Origin of the sequence: Marinobacterium ramblicola (assembly GCF_019084545.1) — a bacterium.
Lineage (GTDB): Bacteria > Pseudomonadota > Gammaproteobacteria > Pseudomonadales > Balneatricaceae > Marinobacterium_D > Marinobacterium_D ramblicola.
The window spans coordinates 61,717-84,426 of sequence record NZ_JAHREP010000019.1 but is presented as its reverse complement, the minus strand read 5'-3'; the positions used below and the strand labels follow the sequence as shown (position 1 = coordinate 84,426).

At 56.8% G+C, this 22,710-nt stretch carries 18 protein-coding genes and 1 riboswitch; of the genes, 2 read left to right on the top strand and 16 right to left on the bottom strand.

The window, feature by feature from the left end; translation table 11 throughout:
• Positions 1-4: 4 nt before the first annotated feature.
• The 7 genes from KQ940_RS15215 to KQ940_RS15185 form a co-directional block, all read right to left on the bottom strand.
• Positions 5-1,222 carry a glycosyltransferase gene (locus tag KQ940_RS15215; protein WP_217414592.1) on the bottom strand — a complete coding sequence of 406 codons (1,218 nt, stop codon included), beginning with the start codon at positions 1,220-1,222 and terminating at the stop codon, positions 5-7.
• Entirely contained in the window at positions 1,219-2,334 is a 1,116-nt protein-coding gene (locus KQ940_RS15210; protein ID WP_217414591.1) for a glycosyltransferase family protein, read from the bottom strand. Before KQ940_RS15210 ends, KQ940_RS15215 begins: the two co-directional genes overlap by 4 nt.
• Before the next feature lie 101 nt (positions 2,335-2,435).
• Positions 2,436-3,524 carry a DegT/DnrJ/EryC1/StrS family aminotransferase gene (locus KQ940_RS15205; RefSeq protein ID WP_217414590.1) on the bottom strand — a complete coding sequence of 363 codons (1,089 nt, stop codon included), beginning with the start codon at positions 3,522-3,524 and terminating at the stop codon, positions 2,436-2,438.
• Between the two features lie 43 nt (positions 3,525-3,567).
• Positions 3,568-4,143, bottom strand: a complete 576-nt coding sequence (gene wbpD, locus KQ940_RS15200) for a UDP-2-acetamido-3-amino-2,3-dideoxy-D-glucuronate N-acetyltransferase (RefSeq protein ID WP_217414589.1) — start codon at positions 4,141-4,143, stop codon at positions 3,568-3,570.
• Positions 4,140-5,093 (bottom strand): Gfo/Idh/MocA family oxidoreductase, encoded by a 954-nt coding sequence (locus KQ940_RS15195; protein ID WP_217414588.1) that lies wholly within the window; start codon positions 5,091-5,093, stop codon positions 4,140-4,142. Before KQ940_RS15195 ends, wbpD begins: the two co-directional genes overlap by 4 nt.
• Positions 5,094-5,104: 11 nt before the next feature.
• Positions 5,105-6,415 (bottom strand): UDP-N-acetyl-D-glucosamine 6-dehydrogenase, encoded by a 1,311-nt coding sequence (gene wbpA, locus KQ940_RS15190; protein ID WP_217414587.1) that lies wholly within the window; start codon positions 6,413-6,415, stop codon positions 5,105-5,107.
• Between the two features lie 137 nt (positions 6,416-6,552).
• A complete protein-coding gene (locus KQ940_RS15185) occupies positions 6,553-7,722 on the bottom strand; it encodes a nucleotide sugar dehydrogenase (RefSeq protein WP_217414586.1) in 1,170 nt (389 codons plus the stop codon).
• A 260-nt stretch (positions 7,723-7,982) separates the two neighbouring features.
• Here KQ940_RS15185 and rfaH point away from each other — a divergent pair, with 260 nt between their 5' ends.
• Positions 7,983-8,477 carry a transcription/translation regulatory transformer protein RfaH gene (gene rfaH / locus KQ940_RS15180; protein WP_217414585.1) on the top strand — a complete coding sequence of 165 codons (495 nt, stop codon included), beginning with the start codon at positions 7,983-7,985 and terminating at the stop codon, positions 8,475-8,477.
• A 292-nt stretch (positions 8,478-8,769) separates the two neighbouring features.
• On the opposite strand, the gene KQ940_RS15175 is transcribed toward rfaH, so the two are convergent.
• The 9 genes from KQ940_RS15175 to KQ940_RS15135 all read right to left on the bottom strand — a co-directional run bounded on the left by KQ940_RS15175 (position 8,770) and on the right by KQ940_RS15135 (position 19,239).
• Entirely contained in the window at positions 8,770-9,150 is a 381-nt protein-coding gene (locus KQ940_RS15175; protein ID WP_217414584.1) for a HepT-like ribonuclease domain-containing protein, read from the bottom strand.
• Positions 9,147-9,437: a nucleotidyltransferase family protein gene (locus tag KQ940_RS15170; protein ID WP_217414583.1), complete on the bottom strand. Its 291-nt coding sequence runs from the start codon at positions 9,435-9,437 to the stop codon at positions 9,147-9,149. Before KQ940_RS15170 ends, KQ940_RS15175 begins: the two co-directional genes overlap by 4 nt.
• A gap of 142 nt (positions 9,438-9,579) precedes the next feature.
• Entirely contained in the window at positions 9,580-11,388 is a 1,809-nt protein-coding gene (atzF, locus tag KQ940_RS15165) for an allophanate hydrolase (protein ID WP_217414582.1), read from the bottom strand.
• 10 nt (positions 11,389-11,398) lie between these two features.
• Positions 11,399-15,013, bottom strand: coding sequence for an urea carboxylase (gene uca / locus KQ940_RS15160; protein ID WP_217414581.1), 3,615 nt, complete (start codon positions 15,011-15,013; stop codon positions 11,399-11,401).
• A 79-nt stretch (positions 15,014-15,092) separates the two neighbouring features.
• Positions 15,093-15,734 carry an urea amidolyase associated protein UAAP2 gene (locus tag KQ940_RS15155; RefSeq protein WP_217414580.1) on the bottom strand — a complete coding sequence of 214 codons (642 nt, stop codon included), beginning with the start codon at positions 15,732-15,734 and terminating at the stop codon, positions 15,093-15,095.
• A 10-nt stretch (positions 15,735-15,744) separates the two neighbouring features.
• Positions 15,745-16,461: an urea amidolyase associated protein UAAP1 gene (locus tag KQ940_RS15150; protein WP_217414579.1), complete on the bottom strand. Its 717-nt coding sequence runs from the start codon at positions 16,459-16,461 to the stop codon at positions 15,745-15,747.
• A 61-nt stretch (positions 16,462-16,522) separates the two neighbouring features.
• Positions 16,523-17,305: an ABC transporter ATP-binding protein gene (locus tag KQ940_RS15145; protein WP_217414578.1), complete on the bottom strand. Its 783-nt coding sequence runs from the start codon at positions 17,303-17,305 to the stop codon at positions 16,523-16,525.
• Positions 17,305-18,123 (bottom strand): ABC transporter permease, encoded by an 819-nt coding sequence (locus KQ940_RS15140; protein WP_217414577.1) that lies wholly within the window; start codon positions 18,121-18,123, stop codon positions 17,305-17,307. The genes KQ940_RS15145 and KQ940_RS15140 overlap by 1 nt, the downstream gene beginning before the upstream one ends.
• 48 nt (positions 18,124-18,171) lie before the next feature.
• Positions 18,172-19,239: a putative urea ABC transporter substrate-binding protein gene (locus tag KQ940_RS15135; RefSeq protein ID WP_217414576.1), complete on the bottom strand. Its 1,068-nt coding sequence runs from the start codon at positions 19,237-19,239 to the stop codon at positions 18,172-18,174.
• Positions 19,240-19,337: 98 nt separating this feature from the next.
• A riboswitch (guanidine-I (ykkC/yxkD leader) is annotated at positions 19,338-19,480 on the bottom strand.
• A 430-nt stretch (positions 19,481-19,910) separates the two neighbouring features.
• Between KQ940_RS15135 and KQ940_RS15130 the strand changes: the two genes are divergently transcribed.
• Complete coding sequence (locus KQ940_RS15130; RefSeq protein ID WP_217414575.1) at positions 19,911-22,709, top strand: monovalent cation/H+ antiporter subunit A; 2,799 nt, start codon at positions 19,911-19,913, stop codon at positions 22,707-22,709.
• Position 22,710: the final 1 nt, after the last annotated feature.

The window sequence follows — 22,710 nt, the reverse complement described above, 5'->3', positions numbered from 1 at the left end:
TTTATTAGCTAGCATGCCTAATCATTTCAACCAATTTATTTACTGTTTTCTCCTGATTAAACTCGGAGAAAACTCGCTGAAAGCCTAGCTCCGCAAGTTGCCTGCGTCTTTCGTAAGACTCCACAAGATCATCTAGCACCTTAGCCAACCCTATATGATCATGTGGGTCGACCAACTCACCAAAGCGTTCATCGCCTTCGCCCTGAAGCAGCTCAGGTATCCCACCAGTAGAAGTAGAAACTACAGGTATACGGGATGCCATTGCCTCCATGAGACTAACCGGTATTCCTTCATGCAACCCTTTACCGAGATCCTGGCTAGGCAGAACGACCAGATCAATCTTTTTATCGTTATACCAGCTAATTAGAGTTGAGTGGGGAACGTGCCCTTCGAAACGAACCAGCTGGCTTATACTCAAGTTTCTTACGGTTTGCTCCAGCGACCCTCTCAACTCGCCATCTCCTGCAACGATAATATTTACATCGCCCCTGTTTCTCATTACTGAGACGGCTTTAAATAATAAAGAATGCCCCTTTACAGGAATGAGATTAGCTGGACACAAAATAGTTAACTTTCTATTTGAAAAGTCTTTTCCTAAACCATCGCTCGTCGAAAAATCCGATATATTAACCCCAAGATGCAAAATACGGATTTTCGCATCACTCAATAATGCACGATCTTTCGCGAGTACAACACCACTTTTGGATATAAACCTTACAAAGCTAGCCGACGAAAACTTTTCGTTTAAAAGGTTATTGACCACTATATCACCACGATGGGCGGTAACGCTCCAGTTAATTCCCGTCAGCCGGCTCGTAACCATGGCCAATGTAGATGGAGTTGTTAACCAATGGGCATGTATATGGTCTACCGACTCGTTACGTAACTTGGCAGACAACCACAATGCCTTCGGTATCACTATAAAATTTTTAAAACAGTTCTTATAATTCCTATCAGATACTAAACACAGCAACCTAACAAGTGTAAAGGGCCTAGTAAAAATAAATTTCATGAAGTTAAAAAAAACAGTCCAGGCAAATGATGGCTGAGCTACCAGTATTACTCGCTCATCTAATTCAAATGTATTTGGATTGCCTTTTCGTAAAATTGTTGGAAACAGTAAAACATCATTCCCCGCTCGAGCGACTGAGTTAACCTCAGAAATAACAAAGCTTTCCCCTTTTCCGAAAGGCGCTGAACTTGAAATCACAAGAATTTTCATGAGGATAGTATGTCCTCAAAGAACCTAACCCTCACAGTTTCCTTTTTTTCAATTGAAAGAACATGTTCTCCGAATTTTCGCGCACTGTTTCTAACCAAACGATTGCGATGCACTTGAGCAATAAAACCCTCAATCTTACCAATATTTTCAACTACATTATTTTCGCTATTAGGCAACTCAAGATAAAAAGGGAAACTGCCATTTATATCTGTATCTTTACTTGCCCCTACAACAGGTAAACCTTGAGCAAAGTATTGACGCGTTTTGAGGGGACAGGCCTCATTCATTTTCTTGCGATGCAATGCCAAAGTGCCTATACCAACATCCATTTTCAACACGAGTTTCTGTACTTCCCCCCCTGACAAATAGCCATGACAGATTACATTTTCGGGTAAATACCCCCATTTCTCTTCGCACTCCTGACGGTCAGGTCCTGCAATATGCATAGTGCAATGGGGAATTTTTTCGGCTATAACACCCAGCTTATCCAAACCATGCCATGTTTGGCCCGGCGAACCAATAAACACCAGTTGTGGACTATCATTTCCCGTATCTTCACAAAAATCATAATCGGTTACCTCTACGCCATTTGCTATTACAGTCCTTTTAAACGAGAAATCACAAAAATCAGAAGAATTAGCTAGCTCTTCAGTTACAAAAACAAGTCCATGTGCTCCACGCAGAGAAAAACCTCGAAAAAAAGAATTATAAAAGCCCGTATACTTACTCTTTTGCAGATACTCATATCTATCGTTTGAGTTTATTTCAACTACAAACTTACCGGCGAACCTTGGAATTTTATAGACATTAAGCGAGGGAAACAAATATCGACTATAAGTCAAATCTGGGTTAATTTCTTTCAGCGAATCAACAACAAAACCGTACTGCCATGACAACCTCCTCAATAAAGCAATACTGTTTTCACAAACCAATTTTAAAGGTTCTCTTTTAAAAACGACCTCTCCGTCGGAATTAGTTACAATCCCAGTTTTATGCATTACTTTGTATACAGTATGTCCAAGCAATTCCCAGCAGTCTATCTGCTTTTCAATTTTATATTTTAAGCCAGGGTGCTTTTCTAAATCTTCACCCAATAAATATGCAATACGCATTTAAATACCAAAGCAAATCAACATAAAACAAAAAATCTCAGAGAAGAGATGCATCCACACTCAACTAAAAATATTAACTCGATCGTTACTCACGACCACTTTCAGGAAAAAAGTGATGCCAGCACCTTAACAACTTTTTCTTGTTCATCAATTGTTAAATATGGATGCATCGGAAGACTCATCACTTCGCCGGACACTATATCTCCCACTGATAATTGTATGAGTTTATTTGAAACAGCTGGCTGCTTGTTAAGCGGTATTGGATAATGCACTGCTGTAGGGACTCCATTCTCTTTAAGCTTTAGCTGAGCCACATCTCTATTTTTTACTCGAATTGTATACTGTGCCCAAGCTGACACGTTGTGTAGTTCTACCTCTGGGGTTGTTCTTATACCTGCCTCGCTCAACAGCTCTGTGTAGGATCCAGACACCTGATTACGAAGTTCGATCTCTTCAGATAATATTTCAAGTTTGGGAAGCAGAATCGCCGCCTGAATTGTATCTAAACGACTGTTCACTCCCACTCGAATATGGTGGTATCGCCTATCCTGGCCATGACGGGCGATTTGTCGCATGACGATTGCCAGCTCTTCATCATTGGTGAAGATCGCCCCGCCATCGCCGTAACACCCCAAAGGTTTGCTGGGGAAGAAACTAGTACAGGCAATAGTACTGAGGTTGCAGGATTTTTTGCCCTTATAGCTGGCACCGAAGCTTTGTGCCGCATCCTCTATTACGGGGATACCATGTTTCGCAGCTATAGCGTTAATGGCATCAAAATCGGCACACTGCCCATAGAGCGAAACCGGAATGATCGCTTTTGTTCTAGGCGTAATCGCGGCTTCAAGCTTGGTGGGATCGAGGTTATAGGTGCGAGGATCGATATCAACGTAAACCGGTTTCGCACCTAAAAGGGCTACTGTTTCTGCCGTTGCGATATAGGTAAATCCGGGTGTAATCACCTCATCGCCTGGGCCGATGCCAAGTGCCATTTGGGCAATCTGCAGAGCATCCGTTCCGTTAGCGCAGGTTATACAATATTTGGCGCCGGTGAATTCAACCAGCTTTTCTTCTAGCTCGGACACCTCGGGACCAAGGATGTATTGCCCATGAGCCAGTACTCTTTGAATGCCTGCATCAATCTTGTCTTTAATGCGGGACTGTTGAGCGGCCAGATCGATGAATTGCATAGATTCCTATTTACGCTTCACATGCGAAGTACAAATGAGTTAATTACTGTCTGGTAAGGCGCTCGCCATTGAGCATATATGCAGCGCCAGTATGCTGACATATCGCCGTCGCCTGTCCTGATAGCGGCAGGTCGAGCTGCTCTCCGAACTCGCTCATCCAGCCAATCTGCCTGGCAGGCACACCCACCATCAGTGCATAAGCGGGCACATCCTTGTTGATTACGGCGCCTGCTCCGATAAAGGCATATTCACCGATGGTGACGCCGCAGACAATCGTGCAGTTGGCCCCCAAGGTCGCCCCCCTTTTCACCAAGGTGTCACGATACTCACTTTTTCGCTCTATTAGCGAACGTGGGTTATAAACATTGGTGAACACCATGCTGGGACCGCAGAAGACGCCCTCCTCCAAGTGTACATTGTCGTACACGGAGACGTTGTTCTGGATCTTGCACTGATCCCCGATGATGACCCTGTTACCGACAAAAACGTTTTGGCCCAGCGAAACCCCCTTCCCGATTCTGGCGCCGCCACACACATGCACGAAGTGCCAAACGCGGCTACCCTCACCAATCTGAGCGCCATCATCGACGATAGCGCTGGGGTGGATCATCACACTCATGCAATCACCTGTTTCAGGAAGGGGTGATAATCACCTGTCAGGCCCTGCGGTTTTGAATCACGGATATGTGATACGGTTTCGATGGCCACTCTGTTTTCGTCCAAGCCGAAGCCATTACCCTTCAGAATCTCTTCGTAACTGCGGGTATGCAGATCGGTAAAGCCGCCCGAAAACTCGATCTCTTCGCCTTCACAGGTAATGGAACGATAGGTGCGCTGCCCGGTTGCCCGAACCTCGGCGGGCACGTCGTTGATATCGATAGACAGGAACCAGCGAACACGCGCCTGCGCATATTCCAGATAACCAGCGGCTTTGGTATCCGAGCTATAGTGCACTACATTCTGCTGCAACTCTCCGAAGACGAAGTGCAGCATGTCGTAAAAATGAACACCGATATTGGTGGCTATACCACCCGATTTTTTGGTGTCGCCTTTCCAGGATTGAAGATACCAATGACCACGCGAGGTGATGTAAGTCAGGTCAACTTCGTGCTTATGTGCCCTGGAGCCACTTTGAACCTTGTCACGCAGAGCGATGATGGCAGGATGCAGACGCAATTGCAGGATGGTATTCACCTTGTGCCCTGTATCACGCTCGATCTCCTGAAGACCATCTATATTCCAGGGGTTCAATACCAACGGTTTCTCGCAGATGGCATCTGCACCGGAACGCAGGGCAAAACGCATGTGTGAGTCGTGCAGGTAGTTGGGAGAACAGATGGATATGTAATCCACCTTTTTATCGCTGTTGGCACGGCGCAACTTGTCGACATGACGGTCAAAACGCTCAAACTCGGTAAAGAAGTCCGCATCCGGAAAGTGGCTGTCGATAATACCAACGGAGTCATTCACATCCAGCGCAGCGACCAGTTCATTTCCCGTGTCCTTGATCGCTTTCATATGACGCGGAGCGATGTAACCGGCCGCGCCGATCATGGCAAACTTTTTCATTATTGAATCTCTTAAGCTTTGATGATGTGGGCCGCCGGCTCGCGGAATTTGCCGCGGCTGTCGATGATCAACTTGGCATTCTGCTTGATCAGTTCATAATCGAAACGATCATGATCGGTCGCCAAAACCACGGCATCGAACCTCGCCAGGTTTTCAGCGGTCAACGACTCGCTGGAGAGTTCGAAATGGTGTTCACGCATTTTGGGGAATACCGGCACATGGGGGTCGGAGTAGGCAACGCTGGCCCCCTTGGCCTCGATCAGTTCCATGATCTCGACAGAGGGCGATTCGCGCATATCATCAACGTTTTTCTTGTAGGCAATTCCCAACACCAGCACGGAGCTGTTTTTCAGCGCCTTGCCGGAATCATTCAACCCGTCCATCAGTTTGCTAACGACATATTCCGGCATGGCACGATTGACCTCACCCGACAGCTCGATAAACCGCGTATGAAGCCCGTACTCACGCGCTTTCCAGGTCAGGTAGAAGGGGTCAATCGGAATACAGTGGCCACCGAGCCCAGGGCCGGGATAGTAGGCTGTGAAACCAAACGGTTTGGTCTTGGCTGCATCTACAACTTCAAAGATATCGATCCCCATGCGGTCAGCGACGATCTTCATCTCGTTCACCAAACCGATATTGACCGCTCGATGGATGTTCTCCAGCAGCTTGGTCATCTCGGCAGCCTTCGTGGAACTGACCGGCACCACTTGATCGATTGCCTGTTCGTACAGCGCGACTCCTGCTTGTAAACAGGCCTGCGTATGCCCTCCCACTACTTTGGGAATTGTGCGGGTTTCAAAATCCGGGTTACCTGGATCCTCACGCTCTGGTGAATAGACGAGGAATATATCCTCACCGACGACCAGTCCGCCCTCTTCAGCCCGCGGCAGCAGTTCTTCCTCGGTAGTGCCTGGATAGGTGGTGCTTTCCAGTGAAACAACTTGCCCTGCGCGCAGATATGGCTTAAGCGCATCCATGGTATTGATGACAAAGCTGATATCGGGCTCTCGGTATTTGTTCAGCGGGGTAGGCACGCACATAATCAAGGCATCGCACTCAGCCGCTCGACTGAAATCAGTGGTCGCTTCAAACCCCGACTGTCTCGCAGCCGCTATACTGGCTGAAGGGATATGCTCGATATAGCTGCTACCCGAATTCAGGCGTCCAACTTTTTCTGCATCAATATCGATCCCGAGTACGCGGTAACCGATAGAGTTGTAACGCAGCATCAAGGGCAAGCCGACATATCCGAGGCCCGCTATACCGATCACAGCTTCTTTTGTTTGAAGTTTTTCGATGGTGGTTTGATGTATGGACATGTATTTCCAACTTTACATTTCAAAAATATAGAAACCAAAACGCAGACCGTTTCTAGCCGACGTCTTACTTAATTGGGCAAATCAAATTGGATATAACCAAAGCGGTTATTTCAGTGGTGCTTTTTTAAAAAATTACCTCAAGAATCGCTACCAAACAGATCCCGCGTATACACCTTCGACCCAACATCGCGAATCTCGTCCGTCATGCGATTGGCGAGGATGACGTCGGCCTCCTGCTTGAACGCTTCCAGGTCGTGAATCACACGCGAGTGAAAGAACTCATCCTGCTCCAACACCGGCTCATACACCACAACCTCCACACCCTTCGCCTTGATCCGCTTCATCACCCCCTGAATGGCAGAGGCGCGGAAGTTATCGGAGCCGCTTTTCATCACCAGACGGTAGATACCGACAACCTTCGGGTTACGCCGCAGTACCGAGTCGGCGATAAAGTCCTTGCGGGTGGTGTTGGCGTCGACGATGGCGCGGATCAGGTTACTGGGGACATCGGCGTAGTTGGCGAGCAGCTGCTTGGTGTCTTTCGGCAGGCAGTAGCCGCCGTAGCCGAAGGAGGGGTTGTTGTAGTGGCTGCCGATACGGGGATCCAGGCCGACGCCTTCGATGATGTGGCGGGTATCCAGGCCGTGGGTTTCGGCGTAGCTGTCGAGCTCGTTGAAGTACGCGACACGCATCGCCAGGTAGGTGTTGGCGAACAGTTTGATCGCTTCGGCTTCGGTGCTGTCGGTGAACAGGGTCGGCACATCCTGCTTGATCGCGCCCTGTTGCAACAGGGCTGCAAAGCGTTTCGCGCGTTCGGTCTGCTCGCCGACGATGATACGGGAGGGGTAGAGGTTGTCGTGAAGCGCCTTGCCTTCACGCAGGAATTCGGGCGAGAAGATGATCTGGTTGGTGTTGAACTGCTCGCGTACGCCGGCGGTGTAACCCACCGGTACGGTCGATTTGATCACCATCACCGCATCGGGATTGATCGCCATTACATCCCGGATAACGGCTTCGACACTGTTGGTGTTGAAGTAGTTGGTCTCCGGGTCGTAGTCGGTCGGGGTGGCGATGACAACGAACTCGGCGCCTTTGTACGCGCTCTCCTTGTCCAGGGTCGCACGAAAGTTCAGCGTTTTCTCCGCCAGGTACTGCTCGATCTCGACATCCTCTATCGGGGACTTGCGATCGTTGAGCAGTGCGACCTTCTCCTCGACGATATCGAGCGCCACCACTTCGTTATGCTGGGCAAGAAGGATGGCGTTGGAGAGACCTACATAGCCGGTGCCGGCAATTGCAATTTTCACTGTTCTGTCTTACCCGTTGATCGAGAAGTACCGAACATAGCGCTGACCACCCGGCGTTTTACCGCCCGGTTTTGACCTTTCCTGGTCTTCAGACACGCTACCGCCCGGAGGTTGCCTGTCGGATACTCCCCAAAACCCTGCTTTGGACACCTTTTGCGAAGGCGCCCCCACCAATTTGAACAGGCCGATTCTACACGACTTTGGTTGGCTGCCCTACAGGCCTATAATCCGAACTGGCTTTTCGATTGATTGGGTACAAGATGTCTGGCTATCACTGGTATGTCGTGCAATCCAAGCCGGGGCAGGCGGCGCGCGCCTGTGCCGAGCTTGAAAATCAGGGCTATGACGTTTTTTTCCCGCAGATAGGGGTCGAAAAGATCAAGCGCGGCAAACGTGTGGAGCAGATCGAGCCTCTGTTCCCCGGCTACCTGTTCATCTATCTGTCGGAGATTGAGAGCAACTGGCGCCCGATTCGTTCCACTCGGGGCGTAGCGAAAATGGTCAGCTTCGGCAACAAGCCCGCCATTGTGCCGCACGACGTGGTTGAAGCCTTGCGACGCAAACTGCGCAGCGGCAGGGAACCGGAGCATCAGCTCAAGGTGAACCAGAAGGTCGAGATCGCGGGGGGGCCCTTCCGCGGCCTGGACGCGGTGTTCCTGCAGTATGACGGCGAACAGCGTGCGTTTCTGCTGCTGGAACTGCTGGGACGCTGGCAGAAGTTGTCCGTCGATCTGAAGGATATCAGTGCTGAATAATCTAACCCTCCGTAGTACGCTTAATCGTACTGTATACAAGCACTTTCGGTGCTGGGGATAGAAACATGAACACAATGACGGCCAATGAGCTGAAGACCAAAGGGGTTTCGGCGGTAGTAGCCCGTTTAAAGACCGATGAAGAGGTCATTATCTCCGTGAGGGGGCAAGACCGTTCCAGGGGCGTTTAAGCGGACTATCCTCCGTCTCGATCAATATGAGTTATCGCACCCCAAAATAGCGCTTGGCGGTGGTGGAGACCTTCCTTGAGCGCCTCGCAGAACCTTAACACAAGTCAATCCGGCTTGTCGGCCCGATTGTGGTACAGGGGTGGCAGACCTTCGAGCACCTGTTGTACCTGCTGGTACAATCCCGGAAGGTCTCTGTGGATCGTCTTCCAGACGATTTCCAGGTCAACCTTGAAGTAGGCATTGCGCATCTGATAGGCAAACGCCAGTGGCAATTCAGGATGTTCTGCTGCGAACTCAGGGTAATGCTTTTCGATGTTATTGCTGGCCTCACCGATGATCTCGAAGTTGCGGATCACGGCATCCTGAGCCATCTCATTCTCCAGAAATGTAACTTCGCTCATCTCCTCGGTATAGCGGTCGATGCGCTCGATGGCTTCGAGGATGTGCGTCAGATAGTCCGCGATGCGTTGCTTGTCACGACTCATACCGGTACTGCCTCGGCAAGAACGGACGCCCGAAACTTCTCCGGCAACGCCTTTGGGGTCAGAACATCGACCGGCACGCCAAGCAGTTGTAGCAGTTCGTGCCGGATCGCGCCGATATCGAACAGTGTTGTCTCTGGCATCGGGTCGATGAGGATGTCCAGGTCGCTGTCTTCGGTGTCATCGCCGCGGAGGACGGAACCGAAGACGCGGGCATTTCCGGCACGGTGGGACGCCACCACGCGCCGGATAGCCTCTCGATTAGCGGCCAGGGCTTCGGACGGTTTCATGCCTTTTACTCCACAGTAAGATCCGATTTCATGATAGCGTGACACTGGGGAAGATGGGAACAAGTCCGAATTTTCTACCCAGTGTCATACTTCGTTTTCGGACAGCCCCCCCTCAAATTCAGACTCCCTTGTTTGATAGCTGTCACTCCCTGGACCCAAGATAGGTCCGCCAGCCGCCATATGCGGTGATCTCCTCGGCACCCTCCAGCCCATGCGGCTCGCAGATAAAGCCCGAGACCGAATGACCGTCGGCGAGACGCACCTTGCCGATGCCCAATGGCGCCGGTATACCTGCAACGAAGCTGCCGAACTCGGCTGTCGGCAGCGACCAGATCTCCACGTCGATCGCGGCACCCCGCTCTTCGTCCAGCACCAACCCCGGCCGATAGGGAGGACCACCCGCCAGCGCATAGAAGCGATAGATCGGTGCAGTGGTTGTCCTCTGCTTCAGCAAGGCACCACGCTCGGTCAGTTGCCAGTTCAACGGTAAACCTTCCAGATGGGCACCACACACCAGCAGATCGATCCAATCCGGGTTACCCACCGGGTTAGCGCTCATGACGGGCTTTTCCGTTGTCTTTTCGCCCCCCAGAGGCAGCGCCAGCCCCTGCTGAATGCGGTTGGCGATCGACAGCAAGGCGCGATCGCTGAAGTGGTTACCCACTAACGTGATGCCGAACGGCATGCCTGCATCGGTGAACGCGGTCGGTACCGCGACCGCCGTCATATCCAACAGGTTCATGAAGTTGGTGTAATAGCCGAGTTGGGAGTTGAAGAGGATCGGCTCCGCCAGCAGTTCGTCGACGGTGAACAGACGCCCGGCCGTGGGTGTCAGCAGGCAGTCGAGTCCGGCCATCTGTGCCAGGCAGCTCTGTTTCAGCGCCTCCAGGCGATACTGCGCCCGGAACAGATCGGTGGCCAGGGGCTTGGCACCCGGTTCGATGATCGCACGCACCACCGGATGGATAGCCTGCGGATTGTCATCGATCAGTGGCCGGCAGGCGATATAGCGCTCGGAGACCCAGGGGCCTTCATAGAGCAGCAGCGCCGCTTCGTTGAACGGCTCGTAGTCGAATTCGACGAACTCAAACCCCAGCCCCCGCAGCTGTTCCAGGCTCTCTTTATAGGCGTCCTCATACGCCGAGTCGCCAAAGAACTTCAGCTGAGATTCCGGGATGATCCCGACCTTGAGCGCCCCATCGCGGTAGCCATAGTGGCGCGCCTGGTTGGCGAAGGGGTTTTCGCGGCTGTAGCCATCGCGGGTATCCAAGCCCTCGGCACAGGCCAGTACTTCGTTGGCATCATCCGCGGTCAGCGCGAAGATGCTGATGCAGTCGAGGCTGCGACAGGCCGGCACCAGACCGCTGCTGGAGAGCAGGCCCCGGGTCGGTTTCAGCCCGATCAGGTTGTTGAAGCAGGCGGGCACACGGCCGGAACCGGCGGTATCGGTCCCCAGACTGAAGCTGGCCAGCCCCAGCGCCACGGAGACGGCGGAGCCGGCACTGGAGCCGCCGCTGATGTAGTCGGGATCGAAGGCGTTGCGGCCCGGACCGTAGGGGGAGCGGGTGCCGTTCAAGCCGGTGGCGAACTGGTCCAGGTTGGCCTTGCCCACCGGGATGGCACCGGCGTCGATCAGCTGCTGCACCACCTGTGCACTTTGGTCAGGGGTGTAGGCAAATTCAGGGCAGCCGGCGGTGGTCGGGATGCCGGCCAGATCGATATTGTCCTTGATCGCGAAGGGGATGCCCCAGAGCGGGTGGCTGTCTATTTGCTTATCGTTCAGCGCTTCGAGATAGGGCGCCAGCTCCGCTTCGGTCAGTTGATGGATCCAGATATTCCGATCCAAGTACTCGGCCGAACGTGCACGGATATCCGCCATCAGTTGTGCCGGTGTCAGGGTGCCCGTTTTGTACGCCGATCGCAGGTGTGCGATGGTCATCTTGCAGCTCATATCCAACTCCTTAAACCTTCTCTTCAATGACGACGAGCGCCTGTCCCGCGTTGACACGGTTGCCGGCGCTCTGCAGCAGTTGGCTGACCACGCCGGCAGTTGGCGCATGGATCGGGATCTCCATCTTCATCGACTCGAGGATCATCAGTGTCTGCCCCGCCTCCACCGTATCGCCCGGTTGTATCTCGGTCTGCCAGACGCTGCCGGAAACCGGGCTATCAACGATGATCGCGTCCTCCGGCCAGTCGACGCTCTGCTCGGAGGACTCCAACTCCTCGGCCTCGAAGTTGAACTGGCCGTCGGCGTGCCAGCGCGCCAACTCCTCCTCGAAGGCGGCGTTGCGCCGCGTTTTGAAGGCGTCGAGCTCAACCGCGTTCCGCTCGATAAACTGCTCATACTCGGCCAGCGAGAAGCTGGACTCTTCGATCTTCAGCGGATAGCGTCCCTGGGGGAAATCGCGGCGTATTCGCTGCAGTTCATCGTGGCCGACCTCGTAGAAGCGGATCTGGTCGAAGAAGCGCAGCAGCCAGGGGTTCTCGAACTCCGGGGTCTGGCGGTAGCGGTTCCACATCTGCAGGGTGCGGCCGACGAACTGGTAGCCACCCGGCCCCTCCATGCCGTAGACGCAGAGGTAGGAGCCGCCGATACCGACCGAGTTTTCCGCGGTCCAGGTACGCGCCGGGTTGTACTTGGTGGTGACCAAGCGGTGGCGCGGATCGATGGGGGTGGCCACCGGCGCGCCGAGGTAGACATCGCCGAGGCCCATCACCAGGTAGGAGGCGTCGAAGACGATCTGCTTGACCTCTTCGATGCTGTCCAGTCCGTTGATACGACGGATAAACTCCAGGTTGCTCGGGCACCAGGGCGCGTTCCTGCGCACCGACTGGGTGTATTTCTCGATCGCCAGTCGGCACGCCACGTCGTCCCAGGACAACGGGATATGGACGATCCGCGACGGCACCTCCAGCGCGGTGAGCTGCTCCGCCAACGCTGTCTCTGCGCTTTCCAGATGGGTCAGCAGTTCGGTATGGCTCAGGACCTGGGAATCGAAATGGATCTGCAGCGAGCGGATCCCCGGGGTCAGTTCGCGCAGGCCCGGCACTGGATTCTGCTGCAGCCACTGCATCAGTGCGTGGGCACGAAAACGAAGCCGGATATCCAGTGCCTGCTCGCCATACTCTACCAGCAGGAAGTGATCGCCCGCCGCGCGGTAGACGATCTCGTCGCCGAACCGGGAAGCGTCCAGACGCGCCAGCACCGGTGTTTCCGGCTCGACCGGCTGCCATTGAACCGGCTGTTCGGTCAAAGCGCCGATCTGTGCGTGCTGTGCCGCTTCCAGCGCCACCGCCTGCTCGATGGAAAGGGGTACAAAGCGCACCCGGTCACCGGCGCGCAGTTGACCCAGCTTCCACAGGTCCGCCGTGATCACCGTGGCCGGGCAGACGAAGCCGCCCAGTGACGGGCCGTCCGGCCCCAGGATCACCGGCATATCGCCGGTAAAATCCACGGTGCCGAAGGCGTAGGCGTTATCGTGAATATTGGAGGGGTGCAGCCCCGCCTCGCCGCCATCCTTGCGCGCCCATTTCGGTTTCGGACCGATCAGACGCACCCCGGTACGGCTGGAGTTGTAGTGGATCTCCCAGTCGGTGGCAAAGAGGGTGGCGATATCCTCGTCGGTAAAGAAGTCCGGTGCACCGTGTGGGCCGTAGATCACCCGCAGTTGCCACTGGTTGCCGAGCTCCGGTTTCAACGCCTCAGGCAATACCGCTGCGGCCACCGGCTCTGCCGCGACATCCAGTTTCAACACGTCCCCTGCGCGCAGGGCACGGCCGTTATGGCCGCCGAACTGGCCCAGGGTAAAGGTGGACTTGGAGCCCAGATAGTCCGGACACTGGATGCCGCCGCGCACCGCCAGATAGGCACGGGCACCGGCCTCCTTGATCCGCCCCAGGTGCAGTTGCTGGCCCGCTTTCACTGCAATCGTCTGCCACAGGGGCAGCGGCTGCTCACCCCGTTTTTCATCAATAAGCCGCGCCTCGATCTGGGCACCCGCGAGCACAATCTGGGTATCGCCGGCGAAGCTCAGCACCGGCCCCTGCAGGGTGATCTCCAGTGCGGCCGCGTCATCGGCGTTTTCGAGCAGGCGGTTGGCGATACGGAAGGCATAGCTGTCGAACGGACCTGAGGGCGGCACCCCCACATCCCAGTGCCCCGTGCGGCCGGGAAAATCCTGGATCGTGGTCTGGGTGCCGCCCTGAATTACATCGATACGCGCAGGCCGATAGATGAAATCGTTCAGATAGCGCGTGGTCACTTCACCGCGCGCCAGCACGGCATCGCGGCTCAGTGCACGCAGATAGCCGAGGTTGGTCTCGCTGCCGTAGAGTTGGATGTCGTCCAGCGTCCGCTGGAGTTTGGCCAGTGCCGCCGGTCGATCCTCGGCGTGAACGATCACCTTGGCCAGCATCGGATCAAAAAACGGCGGTACGTCGATGCCGGACTCGATCCAGTGGTCGATACGTATCCCCTCCCCCTGTGGGAACTCCACCTGGGTCAGCAGCCCAGCACAGGGCTGGAAGCCGCGATAGGGATCTTCGGCGTAGACCCGTACCTGGATCGCATGGCCGCTGGGCTTGAGTTCGGCGCGCTTCTGATCCAGCGCCATCGTTTCGCCCGCCGCCTGGCGCAGCATCCACTCCACCAGATCGACGCCGTATACCTCCTCGGTGACGCCATGCTCCACCTGCAGGCGGGTGTTCACCTCAAGAAAGTAGAAATCGTCGCTATCGGCATCGTAGATGAACTCCACTGTACCGGCGTTGCGGTAGTGAACGCCGGCGAGTAGCCTCTCGGCGGTGGCGTGCAGCTCGGCACGCACCGCGTCACTCAGGTTCGGTGCCGGACACTCCTCCACCACCTTCTGGTTGCGACGCTGGCTGGAGCAGTCGCGCTCACCCAGCGCCAGCGCATTACCCTCACCATCGCCAAACACCTGCACCTCGATATGGCGGGCGCGCTGGATACACTTCTCCAGGAATACGCCATCGTCGGCGAAGTTGTTGGCGCCCAGGCGTTTAACGCTATCGAAGGCGCCAACCAGATCGGCCTCGTCACGACAGAGCTGCATACCGATACCGCCACCGCCGGCGGTGCTCTTCAGCATCACCGGGTAGCCGATCCGTGCCGCTTCCGCTTTGGCGGCCTCCAGATCGGTCAACAGATCGGAGCCGGGCAGCAGCGGTACCTTGGCATTCAGTGCCAGCTCGCGGGCGCGGTGTTTGAGACCGAACGCCTGCATCTGTTCCGCCGTGGGGCCGATAAAGGCGATCCCGGCCGCTTCGCAGCGCTCGACAAAGGTGGCGTTCTCGCTGAGGAAGCCGTAACCGGGGTGGATCGCCTGGGCACCGCTGTCGGCGGCGATCTGCAGCAGGCGCTGCATATTCAGGTAGGTATCGGCGGCACCGCCCTCGCCCAGGCAATGGGCCTCGTCGGCCAGGCGCACATGTAGGCTGTCGGCGTCACAGTCGGCGTAGACCGCCACCGCGCCGATGCCGAGGCGCTTCAGGGTACGGATGATACGGGTGGCGATGGCGCCACGGTTGGCAATCAGGACTTTGGTAAACATGGTCGAAACCCTGGCGCGGGTCGTCCCGGCGCTTGTTTAGTACGACAGTGGTCGTCCACTGAAGGGCAAAGATCAGTTATCAGTGGTCCCAGACCAGCAGCTCCACCGGCGTCGGGTTGTAGCCGTTGCACGGGTTGTTCAGCTGCGGGCAGTTGGAGATCAGCACCACCACGTCGATCAGTGCGGTCAGCTCCACATACTTGCCCGGCGCGGAGATGCCGTCCTCGAACGTCAGCCCGCCCTGCTCGGTCACCGGCACGTTCATGAAGAAGTTGATGTTGTGGCCGATGTCGCGCTTGGAGATGCCGTACTCGGGGTGCTCGGCGATCGCCAGCATCCAGCTGTCGCGACAGGCGTGCATGCAGCGCTTCTCCAGGTCGTAGCGCACGGTGTTGCTCTCGCTGGCGCAGGCGCCGCCCAGGGTGTCGTGGCGGCCGCAGGTGTCGGCGACGATCTCCAGCATCGGCCGGTTCTCGTTGGAGCGCAGCAGCGAGCCGGTGGTCAGGTAGACATTGCCCTGCTCGCGGAGGGTGTCCATGGCGCTGTAGCGCTCGCTGGGATCGGCGGCGCAGTAGAACAGGGTGTCGGCGGCCTGGTTACCCTCCAGATCGAGGATACGCAGCGTCTGGCCCGCCTTCACGGTGCCGATGTAGTAGTCGCCGGCATCGATGGTCGTGCGGGACACCGCCTGCTCGGGCCGGCGTGTGCTTTCGGTCAGCATGGCTCGCTCCTTATTGGCCCAGGTGATACAGGGCGTTGTTGTGGAAGCCGCGGCGGTTTTCCGGGCGGAAGTTCAGGCAGTAGTCATCGGCGGTCACCGGTTCCGCTTCGCCCAGCTCGATTCGCACCGGCTTGCCCGGATATTCGGCGGCCTGGTTAAGCGGATGCGGGCAGGCGTGCAGCAGCACCAGGCTGTCCATCTCGAAACGCAGCGTCACCGAGCTGCCCGGCGCGCTATGACCTTCAATCAGCGCCAGGGTGCCCTCGGCATCGGTCTCCACCTTGCTGAACCAATTGATATTGGCGGCCATATCGGCACGGCCGAGACCATACTTGGCCAGCTCGACCAGGAAGGCGTCATGACCGTTCTGATGCCAGGCGTTGCGGTCCTGCTGGTAATCGCGCTTGCCCCAGCGTGCGGCGACCTGCTCGGCGTGGCTGTTGCCGCACACCGTCTCGTGCCAGCCCAGGCTGTCCTCGACGATGGAGGCAAAGATCCGCCCCATATCGGAGTAGAGGCAGTTGCCCCGGGTCAGTTTGAAGGTGTGCTGGCACTTCAACGTATCAGGGGCGTTGTAGCGCTCGAGCAGGTTCTCCGGGTTGTAGAACAGCATGCCGACATTAGCGCCACCGTCGATATCGGTCAGCCGCATCTGCGTGCCCTTGCGCAGTCGCAGCGACCAGTGGCCGCCCGGCGCGATCTCTGTTGTATATCGGATCTCGTTCATCTCTTGCTCCTTATCCCGACCTCGGCTCGGCCGGTCTTTCGACACTCGCTCGGTTTGTCGCTCAGCCAAGCCGGGCGACGGGCCGCAGGTTGTCATCGATCTCTTCGTAAGTAGCGTGGTCCAACTGCCCCACGGACAGGTCGTAGGTGATGCCGGCGCCATAGGCGTTGGGCGCATGGGGATCCTGTCTGAGCTTGTCGAACACCCAGAGCCGGGTGCCGAGGTAGAACCCCTCTTTCAGGTCATGGGTGACCATGAATACCGTCAGTTTGTGTTCACGCCAGAGGTTCAGTACCAGCTCGTGCATATCGGCACGGATACCCGGGTCCAGCGCGCCGAACGGCTCGTCCAGCAGCAGGATCCGCGGTTTGCCCAGCAGTGCCTGGGCGATGGCAAGGCGCTGCTTCATGCCGCCGGACAGTTCGTGCGGATACTTATCCAGCGCATGGCCGAGCCCCACCTGATCGAGCATCGCCCGTACCTCATCCTGCGCCTGACGCCTGGCGGCGCCGAACAGATAGCCGGTGAGCCCCTTGCGGGCGAAGGCCCTGGCTGCCATCACGTTCTCCAGCACGCACATGTGCGGGAACACCGAGTACTGCTGAAACACGATGCCGCGGTCCGGCCCCGGCTCGTTCGGGATCGGTTTGCCATCAAGCAGCAACTCGCCGCTTGAGGGCGACTCGGTTCCGAGCAACAGCTTCAGGAAGGTGCTCTTGCCGCAACCGGAGGTGCCGACCAGGGTGACGAACTCCCCCTCCTGGACGCGCATGTTGATCCGCTCCAGCACCACATTGTCGCCGTAGCGTTTCCACAGATTTTTCGCTTCGATCATCGCGGACATTACTGGCCTCCTTGCACGTTCCAGGGGTAGAGCCTGCGGCTCACCCAGGCCAGCGTGATATCGAGCAGGAACGCCAGCAGCGTGATCCAGGCCACGTAGGGCAGGATCAGATCCATCGACAGGTAGCGGCGCACCAGGAAGATGCGGTAACCCAGGCCGTCGGTGGAGGCGATCGCTTCCGCCGCGATCAGAAACAGCCAACCGGCACCGAGCGACAGTCTGATGGCATCGATCAGTTTCGGCATCAGCTGCGGCAGCACCACGCGGATCAGGATCTGCAGGGTACTGGCACCCAGCGTCTGCGCCTTGACCAACTGCTCGGTGGGGATCTCCTCGGTGCGCCGCTGAATATCGCGCGCGATAAACGGCGTGATGCCGATGGCGATCAGCACCACCTTGGACAGCTCACCCAGGCCAAAGACGATGAACAGGATCGGCAGCAGCGCCAGCGGCGGCACCAGCGAGATCACCGTCAGCAGTGGCGACACTCCGGCGCGAATCATCGGCAGCGCGCCGGTCGACATCCCCAGCAGCAGACCGAGCAGCGCCGCAATGCCCACGCCCAGCCCGAGCCGGGTCAGGCTGCTGCCGGTATCGGCCCAGAACAGGTATTCACCGGTGCGCTTGCTTGGCTCAAACGCCATGCGTTGGATCGCGTCCCCCATCTGCTCGAAGCTGGGCAGCAGCTTGTCGTTCGGGTTCAGCTCCAGCCGGGCATCGGAACCTGCCATGTAGATCAGCAGGATCAGCACGAAGGGCAGCAGCCCCAGCGACATCCTCAATACCGATCCCGGTGTCTTGTTGATCATGCGTGTCATGAAAGATCCCTGCGGGGGTCAAGCCCCCCGTGTCGGTTCTTCAACGAATTACAGCGTGCCGTCGGCGGCCATCTGCATGTAGGTGGGATCGAAGCGCAGCTTGATATTGCTCTCGCTGCCGAAGATACCGGCCGGGGTTTCGATACCGATAAAGCCGGCATCCGGCGCGCCATCGCCGAGCAGGCCGTGATCGAAGGAGAACTCGGCCACATGCTGCATGGTGGTTTTCAGGGTGTCGCTGTTGGTCAGCTCGAGCGCGGACTGCGGGGTATAGAACATCTCGGTACTGGCCAGCTGAGAATCGTATCCGGCCAGGTCGGTGCCGGAGGCCTGGGCCATGTAGGTGCGGGCCGTTTCGGCTTCAGCGCCCGCGCCGCTCATCAGCCCCATGATCTCGTACCAGGCACCGACCAGCGCTTTGCCCAGCTTCGGATTTTCCGCCAGGGTATCGGTATTCACGACCAGCAGGTCGATGATCTCGCCGGGGATCTGCGAGGAATCGAACACCTTGCGGGAATCCGGCATCGCCGCAATTTCGCTGAGCAGCGGGTTCCAGGTCACGACGGAGGTCACGTCGTCGGTACCGTAGACGGCGACCATATCGGCATCGGAGGTGTTGACCACCCGCACATCCGCTTCGGACATGCCGACACTTTCCAGGCCACGCGCCAACAGGTAGTGGGACACGCTCAGTTCGACCAGGTTGACGCTCTGGCCCTTGATATCCGCCAGGGACTCTTTGCCCTTGAGCACCACGCCGTCGTTGCCGTTGGAGAAATCGCCGACAATCAGCGCCGTGCTGTCGACGCCGCCGGCGGCCGGGATGGTCAGCGCGTCCATGTTGGTCATGGTGCAGGCATCGAAGCCGCCGGCGGTGTACTGGTTGATCGACTCGACGTAGTCATTGATCTGCACCACGTCGATACTGATGCCGTACTTGTCGGCCCACTTCTTGACGATCCCCTCTTCGGCGCCGTAGGCCCATGGCATCCAGCCGACATAGATCGACCAGCAGATCTTGAAATCATCTTTTGCGAACGCGGGGGAGGATAGCAGTGCGGTGGTGAGTGCCAGCGTAGCGGCTTTTGTGGGCAAGCGCTTAAGGGAAAGCTTCATCTGTTAAACCTCTTCAGCTTCAGTTTCAGGATTCGTTGTGTGCTGCGTTTTCGGGTTTACGGCTGTTACGGAGTACTCTTGGCCAATACGCCAAACAAGTCTCCCGGGCTTTTGTCCCGCCGTGTAACCCATCGCCAAGCCGAATCGCTCTGACTGAGAGGTCGAGTGCTCTCGGACCAGTCATCACGCCTGTCAATCTTTCGATCGATCAAACGCAATCGGAACCCTAGCGCTCTATTTTCCAAATTGTATTCGCCGTATCGCCAAGAGTACGGTCAGTTCAAACCATACAAGGATCGGGCCAGAACTCACGCAGGCAAGCGATATCGAATCAATAAGAAAGTTAATCGATTGAATTGATTTGGAAAAATTACAAAAAACGGAAGATCGAATCCCGTCATAGAAGCATCGACAGCAAACTGACAGACGGCCCGGCAGGGGATAAACCGCACCGCCGAAACGCACTGCAACAGTGCACTCGCACTAAAAAGGAACATTCGCCCACGCAGAGCAAATACCCTCTCTCGATCGAAAAATTCGAACTTAACCACGGAACTTTCGATACTTTCCTCGACGAAAAGCCTATACATATAACGTTTCAAAACAGCATGATACACTTCCGTCCACATCGAATTACTGAACTGCATGACTGACAGGAGTAATCCCCAGCCATGAATCTGATATGGGTACCACTGCTGCCTCTGCTCGGCACTCTGGTGCCGCTGCTGACCGAGCGCGCCGGACGAACCTCTTGTGCCTGGGCGACATCGCTACTACCGGCCCTATCCCTTCTCATTGTGCTGTTTCACGCACCGGCTGTGCTTTCAGGTGCAACGCTGAAAAGCTCTTTACCCTGGATACCGGCACTCGATCTGGAGCTGGCCTTCCGGCTCGATGGCTTGGCCCTGCTGTTTGCGCTGCTGATTCTCGGCATGGGGCTGCTGATCATCCTCTATGCGCGCTACTACTTGTCGCCCAAGGACTCGATGGGGCGTTTTTACAGCTACCTGATCCTGTTCATGACCGCGATGCTCGGCATCGTGCTGTCCAACAACCTGATCCAGCTCTGGGTGTTCTGGGAGCTGACCAGTATCAGCTCGTTCCTGCTGATCAGCTTCTGGTCCGACAAGCGGGAAGCTCGCCGCGGTGCGCGCATGGCGCTGACGGTGACCGGTGCCGGTGGCATGGCGCTGCTGGCCGGTATTCTGCTGATCGGCAACGTGGTCGGCAGCTACGATCTGGACAGGGTGCTGGCCAGCACCATCCAGATCCGCAACTCCGGCTACTACCCGGCTATTCTCATACTGATGCTGCTCGGCGCGTTTACCAAGTCGGCGCAGTTCCCGTTCCACTTCTGGCTGCCCCATGCCATGGCGGCGCCGACGCCGGTCAGCGCCTACCTGCACTCGGCGACGATGGTCAAGGCGGGCATCTTTCTGATGGCCCGCTTCTACCCGGTGCTGTCGGGTACCGATATGTGGTTCCTGATCGTCAGCCTGACCGGCCTGATCACGCTGCTGACCGGCGCCTATTTCGCTCTGTTCAAGCATGATCTCAAGGGGCTGCTGGCGTACTCCACCATCAGCCATCTGGGCCTGATCACGCTGCTGCTGGGGATGGATACCAAGCTCGCGGCGGTGGCGGCGATCTTCCATATCATCAACCACGCCACCTTCAAGGCGTCGCTGTTCATGGCCGCCGGGATCATCGACCATGAGTCGGGCTCGCGCGATATGCGCAAGCTCAACGGCCTGTGGAAATACATGCCCTACACCGCCACGCTGGCGATGGTCGCTGCCTCGGCGATGGCCGGTGTGCCGCTGCTGAACGGTTTTCTGTCCAAGGAGATGTTTTTCTCCGAAACCCTGCATCAGAGTACGCTGGGGGCACTCTCCTGGCTGGTACCGGTGCTGGCCACCTGTGGCGGCGTATTCTCGGTCGCTTACTCGCTGCGCTTTATCCACGACGTGTTCTTCAACGGCGAGCCGATCGATCTGCCGCGTACCCCCCATGAACCGCCGCGCTACATGAAACTGCCGGTGGAGATTCTGGTCGCGCTCTGTCTGCTGGTGGGGGTGCTGCCGGGCTACGTGATCGGCGATCTGCTTAACAGCGCCTCGTCGGCAGTCATTCAGGGGCTGGTGCCGGAGTATAGCCTGGCGATCTGGCACGGCTTCAACCTGCCGCTGGCGATGAGTACGATCGCCTTTATCGGCGGCCTGGTGATCTATTACAACCGCAAGGTGCTGTTCCAGTTCCAGGCCCAGTTCCCCGAAGCCGACGCCAAGGAGGTGTTCGAAAAGCTGATTCAGCTGCTGATGGCCGGATGCCGCTGGCTCAATGATCGGCTGGAGAACGGCTCGCTGCAACGCTACCTGATGCTGATGCTGCTGTTCACGGTTGCGCTGATCGTGACCCCGATGATGACGCTGAACCAGCCTGCAGGGGACCGGCCTCAGTTGCCGCTGGGTGGCGTCGAGATCACCGGTGCGGCCCTGCTCATCCTCGGTGCCCTGGCAACCGTTATCTGGCACCGCAAGCGGATGATCGCGCTGATTACGCTCTCCATCGTCGGCCTGATCGTCTCCGTTACCTTTGCCCGCTTCTCGGCCCCCGACCTGGCCCTGACCCAGCTGTCGGTGGAGGTGGTCACGGTGATCCTGCTGATGCTGGCGCTGTTCTTCCTGCCCCAGCGCACACCGAAAGAGTCGAGTCCGCACCAGATGATGCGGGATCTGGCGATCTCGGCCCTGGTCGGCGGTATGATCGGCACGCTCTGCTATGCATTGATGACGCGGCCGCTGCACTCGATCTCCGACTTTTTCCTGGCCAACAGCAAAACCGGCGGTGGTGGCACCAACGTGGTCAACGTCATCCTGGTGGACTTCCGTGGCTTCGATACGCTGGGTGAAATCACCGTATTGGGGATCGCTGCACTGGGGATCTTCAAGCTGATCAACCGAATGCGCCTGTTCATGCCCGCCGGCGACGAGCGCGGACGCCCCTGGTCCAACGACCGTTACCCGGTCATCCTGGCCACTGTGTCGCAGCTGCTGCTGCCGCTGGCGCTGCTGGTATCGGTCTATATCTTCCTGCGTGGGCACAATATGCCCGGCGGCGGCTTTATCGCCGGGCTTATCACGGCAGTGGCGATCATCCAGCAGTATGTGGCCAATGGCGTCGATTTCATCAAGGAACGATTGAGGCTCAATTACCAGTGGTTGATCGGTTCCGGGCTGTTGATCGCTACGCTGACCGGGATCGGCAGCTGGGCCTTCGGGCGCCCCTTCCTGACCTCCTGGTTCGGTCACTTCCATCTGCCGCTGGTGGGCGATTTCGAGCTGGCCAGCGCCATGCTGTTCGACCTCGGCGTCTACCTGACCGTGATTGGCGCCACGCTGTTGATTCTGGCCAACCTCGGCAAGCTGACCACCTCGGAACGACCGGTACTGACCAAGGAGGAGCTCTGAT

Excerpts from the sequence above, each read along its gene's own strand:
- KQ940_RS15210 (WP_217414591.1), bottom strand. The coding sequence starts at position 2,334 with ATGCGTATTGCATATTTATTGGGTGAAGATTTAGAAAAGCACCCTGGC.
- KQ940_RS15130 (WP_217414575.1), top strand. The coding sequence starts at position 19,911 with ATGAATCTGATATGGGTACCACTGCTGCCTCTGCTCGGCACTCTGGTG.
- KQ940_RS15195 (WP_217414588.1), bottom strand. The coding sequence starts at position 5,093 with ATGAAAAAGTTTGCCATGATCGGCGCGGCCGGTTACATCGCTCCGCGT.
- KQ940_RS15150 (WP_217414579.1), bottom strand. The coding sequence starts at position 16,461 with ATGAACGAGATCCGATATACAACAGAGATCGCGCCGGGCGGCCACTGG.
- atzF (WP_217414582.1), bottom strand. The coding sequence starts at position 11,388 with ATGAGCTGCAAGATGACCATCGCACACCTGCGATCGGCGTACAAAACG.
- KQ940_RS15170 (WP_217414583.1), bottom strand. The coding sequence starts at position 9,437 with ATGAAACCGTCCGAAGCCCTGGCCGCTAATCGAGAGGCTATCCGGCGC.
- rfaH (WP_217414585.1), top strand. The coding sequence starts at position 7,983 with ATGTCTGGCTATCACTGGTATGTCGTGCAATCCAAGCCGGGGCAGGCG.
- wbpD (WP_217414589.1), bottom strand. The coding sequence starts at position 4,143 with ATGAGTGTGATGATCCACCCCAGCGCTATCGTCGATGATGGCGCTCAG.
- KQ940_RS15175 (WP_217414584.1), bottom strand. The coding sequence starts at position 9,150 with ATGAGTCGTGACAAGCAACGCATCGCGGACTATCTGACGCACATCCTC.
- KQ940_RS15205 (WP_217414590.1), bottom strand. The coding sequence starts at position 3,524 with ATGCAATTCATCGATCTGGCCGCTCAACAGTCCCGCATTAAAGACAAG.
- KQ940_RS15135 (WP_217414576.1), bottom strand. The coding sequence starts at position 19,239 with ATGAAGCTTTCCCTTAAGCGCTTGCCCACAAAAGCCGCTACGCTGGCA.
- wbpA (WP_217414587.1), bottom strand. The coding sequence starts at position 6,415 with ATGTCCATACATCAAACCACCATCGAAAAACTTCAAACAAAAGAAGCT.
- KQ940_RS15145 (WP_217414578.1), bottom strand. The coding sequence starts at position 17,305 with ATGTCCGCGATGATCGAAGCGAAAAATCTGTGGAAACGCTACGGCGAC.
- KQ940_RS15215 (WP_217414592.1), bottom strand. The coding sequence starts at position 1,222 with ATGAAAATTCTTGTGATTTCAAGTTCAGCGCCTTTCGGAAAAGGGGAA.
- KQ940_RS15155 (WP_217414580.1), bottom strand. The coding sequence starts at position 15,734 with ATGCTGACCGAAAGCACACGCCGGCCCGAGCAGGCGGTGTCCCGCACG.
- KQ940_RS15140 (WP_217414577.1), bottom strand. The coding sequence starts at position 18,123 with ATGACACGCATGATCAACAAGACACCGGGATCGGTATTGAGGATGTCG.
- uca (WP_217414581.1), bottom strand. The coding sequence starts at position 15,013 with ATGTTTACCAAAGTCCTGATTGCCAACCGTGGCGCCATCGCCACCCGT.